This window comes from Trinickia sp. (genome assembly GCF_051961175.1).
Classification (GTDB): domain Bacteria; phylum Pseudomonadota; class Gammaproteobacteria; order Burkholderiales; family Burkholderiaceae; genus Trinickia.
In genome coordinates, this window is sequence record NZ_JBQCDN010000479.1 from 1 (window position 1) to 6769 (window position 6769).

General features: G+C 64.1%; 4 protein-coding genes. 1 reads left to right on the plus strand and 3 read right to left on the minus strand.

Translation table 11 applies throughout. The features are described 5' to 3' along the window. Positions 1-77 precede the first annotated feature (77 nt). Entirely contained in the window at positions 78-1721 is a 1644-nt protein-coding gene (locus ACTHL0_RS27185; protein WP_440570235.1) for a methyl-accepting chemotaxis protein, read from the minus strand. 450 nt (positions 1722-2171) lie between these two features. Between ACTHL0_RS27185 and mscL the strand changes: the two genes are divergently transcribed. After that, positions 2172-2612, plus strand: a complete 441-nt coding sequence (mscL, locus tag ACTHL0_RS27190; RefSeq protein WP_440570232.1) for a large conductance mechanosensitive channel protein MscL — start codon at positions 2172-2174, stop codon at positions 2610-2612. Positions 2613-2686: 74 nt separating this feature from the next. Here the strand turns inward: mscL and ACTHL0_RS27195 are convergent, their stop codons facing one another. Beyond that, entirely contained in the window at positions 2687-4669 is a 1983-nt protein-coding gene (locus tag ACTHL0_RS27195) for a response regulator (RefSeq protein WP_440570233.1), read from the minus strand. Between the two features lie 56 nt (positions 4670-4725). After that, positions 4726-6333, minus strand: coding sequence for a sensor histidine kinase (locus tag ACTHL0_RS27200; RefSeq protein WP_440570234.1), 1608 nt, complete (start codon positions 6331-6333; stop codon positions 4726-4728). Positions 6334-6769: the final 436 nt, after the last annotated feature.

Sequence of the window (6769 nt, forward strand, 5' to 3'; positions counted from 1 at the left end):
CGGGGGGGGCCCGGGTGCTTTTGTGGGGGGGCCCCCCGACGAAGTGGATTCGACCTTTCGTTTACGGCGATCGATGCTCAGCCTGCGAGCACCGGACGGCCCGAATGCGTCGAATGCGACGTCGCCGGCTGCTGCGCAAGCCGAGGCGTCGCGGCGCGCATCGACTGCGAGCGCGCATCGACGTGGAAGGCGGCGACGGCGGCATCGAGCTGCCCGGCTTGCTCCTCGAGCGAGGCTGCGGCGGCCGCGGCCTCTTCGACAAGCGCAGCGTTCTGCTGCGTCACGGAATCCATCTGCACAACGGCGCGGTTGATCTGCTCGATGCCCGTCGATTGTTCGCCCGATGCGGCGCTGATCTTGCCGATGATGTCGGTCACGCGATGCACGGCGGCCACCACCTGATCCATCGTTTCGCCCGCGCGGCCTACGAGCGCACTGCCGTTATGAACCTTGTCGGCCGATGCCGCGATCAGCGATTTGATTTCCTTCGCGGCGCTCGCGCTGCGCTGCGCGAGGCTGCGCACTTCGCCGGCCACCACGGCGAAGCCGCGGCCCTGCTCGCCGGCCCGTGCCGCTTCGACGGCTGCGTTCAGCGCGAGAATGTTCGTCTGGAACGCGATGCCTTCGATCACGCCGATGATGTCGCCGATCTGATGCGAGCTCGACGCGATGTCCTCCATCGTGCGCACGACGTCGCCCACCACTTCGCCCCCGCGCGCCGCCGTTTCCGACGCGTCGTGCGCAAGATCGCTCGCTTCGAGCGCATGCGCCGCATTGAGCTTCACGGTTGCCGTCAACTGCTCCATGCTCGAGGCTGTTTCCTGCAGCGAGGCCGCTTGCTGTTCGGTGCGCTGGGACAGATCGGCATTGCCCGTCGCGATCTCGCGCGCGCCGTGCATGATCGCTTCCGAACCGGTGCGCACACGAGAGACCGTTGCGACAAGCGCAGCCTGCATCGTTTGCAGGCCCACGAGCAGACGCCCCATTTCGTTGTGCTGATCGACCGAGATCGTGCCCGTCAGATCGCCCGACGCGATGCGTTCGAAATGGCGGATGACGGCATCGATCGGCCGCACGACCGCAGAGACGAGGGCCGTGCGTGCGAACAATCCGATCAGCAACGCGATGGCGGCGATGACCGCGGCGCCCGTCGCCAATCGATGGAAATTTGCCTGCGCGTCGGCGTAGCGGGCCTCCTGATGCGAGATCTGCAGCGCCTCGAGCTGGACGATCGCCGTTTCGTACTTTCCGTACAGATCGTTCGCGGTCTGCCCTTGAATGGTGCGGAACGTATTGAAATCGTTCTGCTCGAGCGCCTGAAACTCCGGCACGATCGCTTGTTGAACGAGGGCTGTGCGCGCGGTGGTCACCGCATCGGCCAGGCGCGTTTCATTCTCGTCGCGCGGTTTCTTCAGATACTCGGCCCACTGCGTGTCGCTGTCTTTCAGCACGCCGTGCGCTTTAGGCAGCAAGTCCTCCCCCGCCTTGCCCATCGAAAAGAGGGTCTCATAGCTGCCGAGCGCGAGCCGCACTTGCAGCATACGTTCGGAACTCGTTTTCAAATGCGTGAGCGCGGCCGTGTCGGTCGCGTACATTTGCTCGAGCGCCTGGTTGCTCTGTTGCAGGCCCAACATGCCGGCGGCCATGGCCGCCATCAGGGCGAGCGTATAGCCCGCAATCGTGAGCGTCAGCCCACCGCGAATCGTGAAACGTTTGAACATGGCATCGACGTGCGCGCTCGTGACGAGGCGTCGCACGGTCCCCTCCGTGGTGGTGGTAAAGCGCGCACATGCGGCTCTCTGGCGGAGCGTCGGAATGTCCCGGCCTGCTGCGAGAGGTCTGATCGGGCGCGTCGTGCGTGCGAAGGTTCTCGCGCAATCTAAGCGTTTCGCGGCGATTGCGCAATGGGCTGGAAGCATATAGTCATACTATCGACTTCCCCCACTCAAGTCCTTCCCGCTCCGTCCGTTAACACATAGGAGAGCCCAAGCATCGGCGGGGCCGCGCCCGCCCACGCACGTCGCCGTCACCTTGGCCGCGCGCGCGAAAAACGCCCGTGACTGACGTTCGGCCGTTCGCTATCATGGCCGCGATGGCGTGCGCCTTGCGAACCGATGCGGTTCGCCCATTCGATTGACGCGCACGCACCCCGTCGAAGGAGGAAAAAATATATGGGCATCGTCAAGGAGTTCAGGGAATTTGCCGTCAAGGGCAACGTGATGGATCTCGCCGTCGGTGTCATCATCGGCGGCGCGTTTTCGACCATCGTCACCTCGGTCGTCAAAGACCTGATCATGCCGCTTGTCGGTGTCGCCACGGGCGGGCTCGACTTCTCGAACAAGTTCATCCGGCTGGGCGACATCCCGCCATCGTTCAAGGGCAATCCCGATTCGTTCAAGGACTTGCAGACGGCCGGCGTGGCGGTATTCGGCTACGGCTCGTTCATCACGGCGCTGATCAACTTCCTGATTCTCGCCATCATCGTGTTCGGAATCGTCAAGTTCATGAACTCGCTGCGTCAGCCGAAGGAGGCTGCCTCGGCCGAACCGCCGCCCACACCTGAAGATGTGCTTCTACTTCGCGAGATTCGCGATTCGCTGAAGCAGCGCTGAAACCGCGCGCCGGCGCGGCCGCGGAACCGGCAGGCTCTGCGGCGCACTGCTCACCGCACTGCGCCGCCGCTCCCTTAGGGCCAAGTCGTACCGCCTTGTGTTTTCGCCTCGGCGGTGCGCTGAATCAGCACCTCGAGCTGCGAGAAGTTGACGGGCTTGGTCAGGTGCGTCGTGAATCCCGCCGCCAGGCAGCGCCGCACGTCTTCATCCGAGCCGTAGCCCGTCAGCGCAATAGCCGGCACCTGCGAATGCTGGCGCACCGTGCTCACGAAATCGAGCCCTGTCCCATCGGGTAGTCCGACATCACTGACGATCAAATCGAACGTCCGCGCATGCGTCGCGGCCAGCGCTTCGGCCACCGATGCGGCAACCGCCACGTCGTGCCCCAGCGAGCGCATCAAATGCGCCATCACGTCGGCCGTATCCACATGATCTTCCACCAGCAAAATGGCGATCCGCTCATCGGCCGCCACTGGCGCCGATGCGGCAGGCACCGGCTCTTGCGCGGGCGCGGAGGTGGTCGGCAGGGCGATCGCGAACGTCGCCCCGCAATGTGGGCCCGGACTGCGAGCGCTCACCGTGCCGCCGTGCGCGTCGGTCAGCGCCTTCGTAATGGCCAGGCCCAGCCCCAATCCGCCGAACTGCTGCGTCATGCGCTGGCTGCCTTGTTCGAAGGCGTTGAAGAGCTTGCCGATTTGATCGGGCGCGATACCGATGCCCGTATCTTCGATCTCGATCTCGATGCGCATACGGGCATCGCGGGTTCGGACGTAGATGTGGCCGCCGTCGGGCGTGAACTTCGCCGCGTTGCGCACGAGGTTCCACAACATCTGCTGCAGCCGCGCCGGATCGGCGAGCACGTAGTGGTTTTCGGCGCGTTTTTCGATGTGCACATCCAGTGCTTTGACTTGAATCTCGGCACGGAACAGTTCGAGCACACTATCGACGACATCGTGCACGTCGACCGTTTCCAGCGCGAGACGAAGCTTGCCATTGGCGACCCGCGTCAGGTCGAGCAAATCGTCGATGAGCCGAGCCTCGAGCTCGATGTTGCGGCGGATCATCTTCACGCTCGAATGCGCGGCGGCCGGCAGCTCGGGCATCGTCTCGAGTACACGCGTGCCCGCCAGCACCGGCGTAAGCGGCGTGCGCAGCTCGTGCGAGAGCATGGCGAGGAATCGATCTTTCGCGCGATTGGCCTCCTCGGCCGTCTGCCGTGCACATTGTTCGGCGGCGAGCAGCCGTTCGCGCTCCTCCATCGCCTCGCGTTGCGATTGGATATCGGTGCAGCTCGCGAACCATCTGCCCACGCGGCCGTTCGCATCGCGTACATCGGCAATGCGCATGTCGAACCAGCGGTACGAGCCGTCCGCCGCGCGCAGCCGCATTTCGTATCGATAATCGGCGTCAGCCGCCCCGCTCACGGCATCGAGCCACGACCGGCGCAGCGCCTGGCGATCCTCGGGATGCACCGCATCGAACCATCCGAGCCCACGCGAGCCCGCTTCATCGAGCCCCGTGTAGGCGTACCACTGTTTGGAAAAGAAATCGCACTCGCCCTGCGCATTGCTCGTGAACACAAGGTGCGGCAATGCTTCGGACAAGCTGCGGTAGTGCGCCTCGCGATCGCGTAAAAGCAATGCCTCCGCCGAGGCGCGCTGCAGCCTGACTTGCGCCAGCACGCGCTCGACCGCCTCGGGCAGATAGTCGAGGTAGCCACCCGATTTGGGCACGACATCGGAAATCCCCGCGCGCAGCGCCTCGATCACGCGCGATTCGTCGGTGAAGCCGGTCACGAGAATCGCGGGCAGCGTGGTGCCTTCGGCGCGCAGGCGCCGGAAGAAATCGAGCCCGGTTTCCGCGCTGTCGAGTTGATAGTCGAGCACGAGCAAATCGGGTGCGTCGGTCGAAAGCTGCGCGTGGGCCGCTTTGGCGCTGGGATAGGCGAAGACGCGGCAACCCGCGCGCTCGAGCGACTTGCGCGCAAGCCGCAAGATCCCCTCGTCGTCGTCAACGACGAGCACACGTGCACTCTCCTGTCGATAAACTTCGGTCATACTGGTCGTACTGGTCGCACTAGTCGATCACCGTGTTCTGTGTGGTGCCCGAGACGTCAGCCGAGCCGCAACGGCTGTTCGGGCAGTGTCACGTAAAACGTCGAGCCGGCGCCCTCCGCCGATTCGACCCACGCCTGCCCGCCGTGCCGCTCGGTCACGCGGCGCACCAACGCAAGCCCGATACCGTCGCCTTTGGCGCGGTCGCCATGCAGCCGCTGGAACGCGCTGAACATTTTCGGCATACACGCATCGGGAATCCCCAGGCCGTTGTCGCGCACGTAATACGTACGCATTCTAGGCGCTCTCTCGCCATCTACGCGCGGCGCTTGCTCCAGCGTGCCGATCTCGATCCGGCCCGCACGCGACGGATCGAGATAGTTGACGGCATTGCCAATCAGATTGGCGAAGATCTGCTCGATTGCGGTCGGATCACCCCAAACGGGCGGCAACTCGCTGACGGAAACGGTCGCGCCGCGTTCGACGATCGCCTGATGCAGCGATTCGACCACCCGTGCCACCGCCCGCGCCACACTGACCCGCTGCCATTGGTATTCGAGCCGGCCCGCACGCGAAATGCGCAGCAGCGCATCGATGATCGAGGCCGAGCGCGTGACGGCGGTGCGCAAAAAGTGCAGCGCCTCGTTCAGGTTTCCATCGAGCACCCGCGTGATGCGCGTGCGTTCGGTATCGGGCACATGGGCCGTATCGAGCATCGTACGCAACTCGTCGCAAGACACTTGCAGCTCGCGCGAAAACCCTTGCAGGTTGACGAGCGGCGACCGCAAGTCATGCGACACGCTGTAGATGAACATGTCGTTGTCCTGCTTTTGCTGACGCAGATTATCGTTCACTTGCGTCAGTTCCTGTGCGCGCGCTTCGAGTGTCGCTTGCAGCGCGGCCTGATCGTGCTCCGATTCCGTGAGCCGGGTGCTCGTCCGGTGCAGCGCCGCATCGAGGTCTGCCAGTTCGTCGTTGCCGGCCAGCGGCGCGCCAAGCGCCTGGCCGCGGCCAAGCCGTTGGGCATTCGCAGTCAGCGTGCGCAGGCGCCGTCCGATGTTGCCCGCGAACGCGAGCGCCGCGATCGCCCAGATCAGCATCGATCCCGCAATGGCCGCGATCAGCGCGTAACGCTGACGCTCGCGCGTCGCCGCCAGTTCCGTGCTGCGTTCGGTATCGAGCCGTGATTCGTCCGAGACGAATGCGCCAAGTTCATCTCGAAAGGTCCGGATCTCCGGCGGCAACGCCGCGTCGTCGAATGAGGACAGTTGAACGTGCTGCGCATCGTGCAGCGCGGCATAAATGCGCTCGGTCTGTGCGCGATAGGCCGCGACCGCCTCGCGCATCCGCCGCACGCGCTCCACTTGAAGGGGGTCGTCCGCGACAAGCTTTTCGAGCCGCGACAGCCGATCGCCCAGGTCGACCCATACCACTTGCCGGTCGATGAACGAGGCATCGCTGAGAATCAGCCCCGCGCGCACACGCGCGGCCTCACGCAGAAGCGGATCGACGATCACCGATGCCTGGTAGAGCACCTGCTTGCTGTGCGACGCCCATTGCGCCGCCCGCGTTGCCTGCTCCTGTGTCTTCGACAACATGCCGACGAGCGCGAGCTCGATCAAGCTCGGCACGGCAATCAGCAGCAGCCCCTTCGTGAATAGTTTCATGCGTCCTTGGCGGCCCCTCGGAGGCGCGTTCCGCGCGCTGGCGCGGCACGGCGCTTGCATTGCACGACGTGCAAGAGTGAAACCGGACCATTATCCGTGCTGTTTCGAGATATTTCAACGGACGATATAGAGGCGCGCGTGCGCACAGAAATTGGCATTTTTTATGAGTTGGGCCAGCACGTGGACGAAACTCGGGCCTATTATTGCCATAGATGTCGAGCGCCGTGCGGCATCGATGATGCGCGGCTTCGATATGACCGCCTACGTGCGTCGGGAACGCGTGCCGAATGGTGCGCGCTCGTGAATGCGACGATTTCGTATGCTATAAAAGATTGGACGTGCGGCGCGCGAGAGCCGGGAGTGGTCGCATGAGGACGCTGTGTTTCTTGCAACTCTTTTTCAGGCGAATGTTTATGTCCTTCCCGAGAAAGCGCAG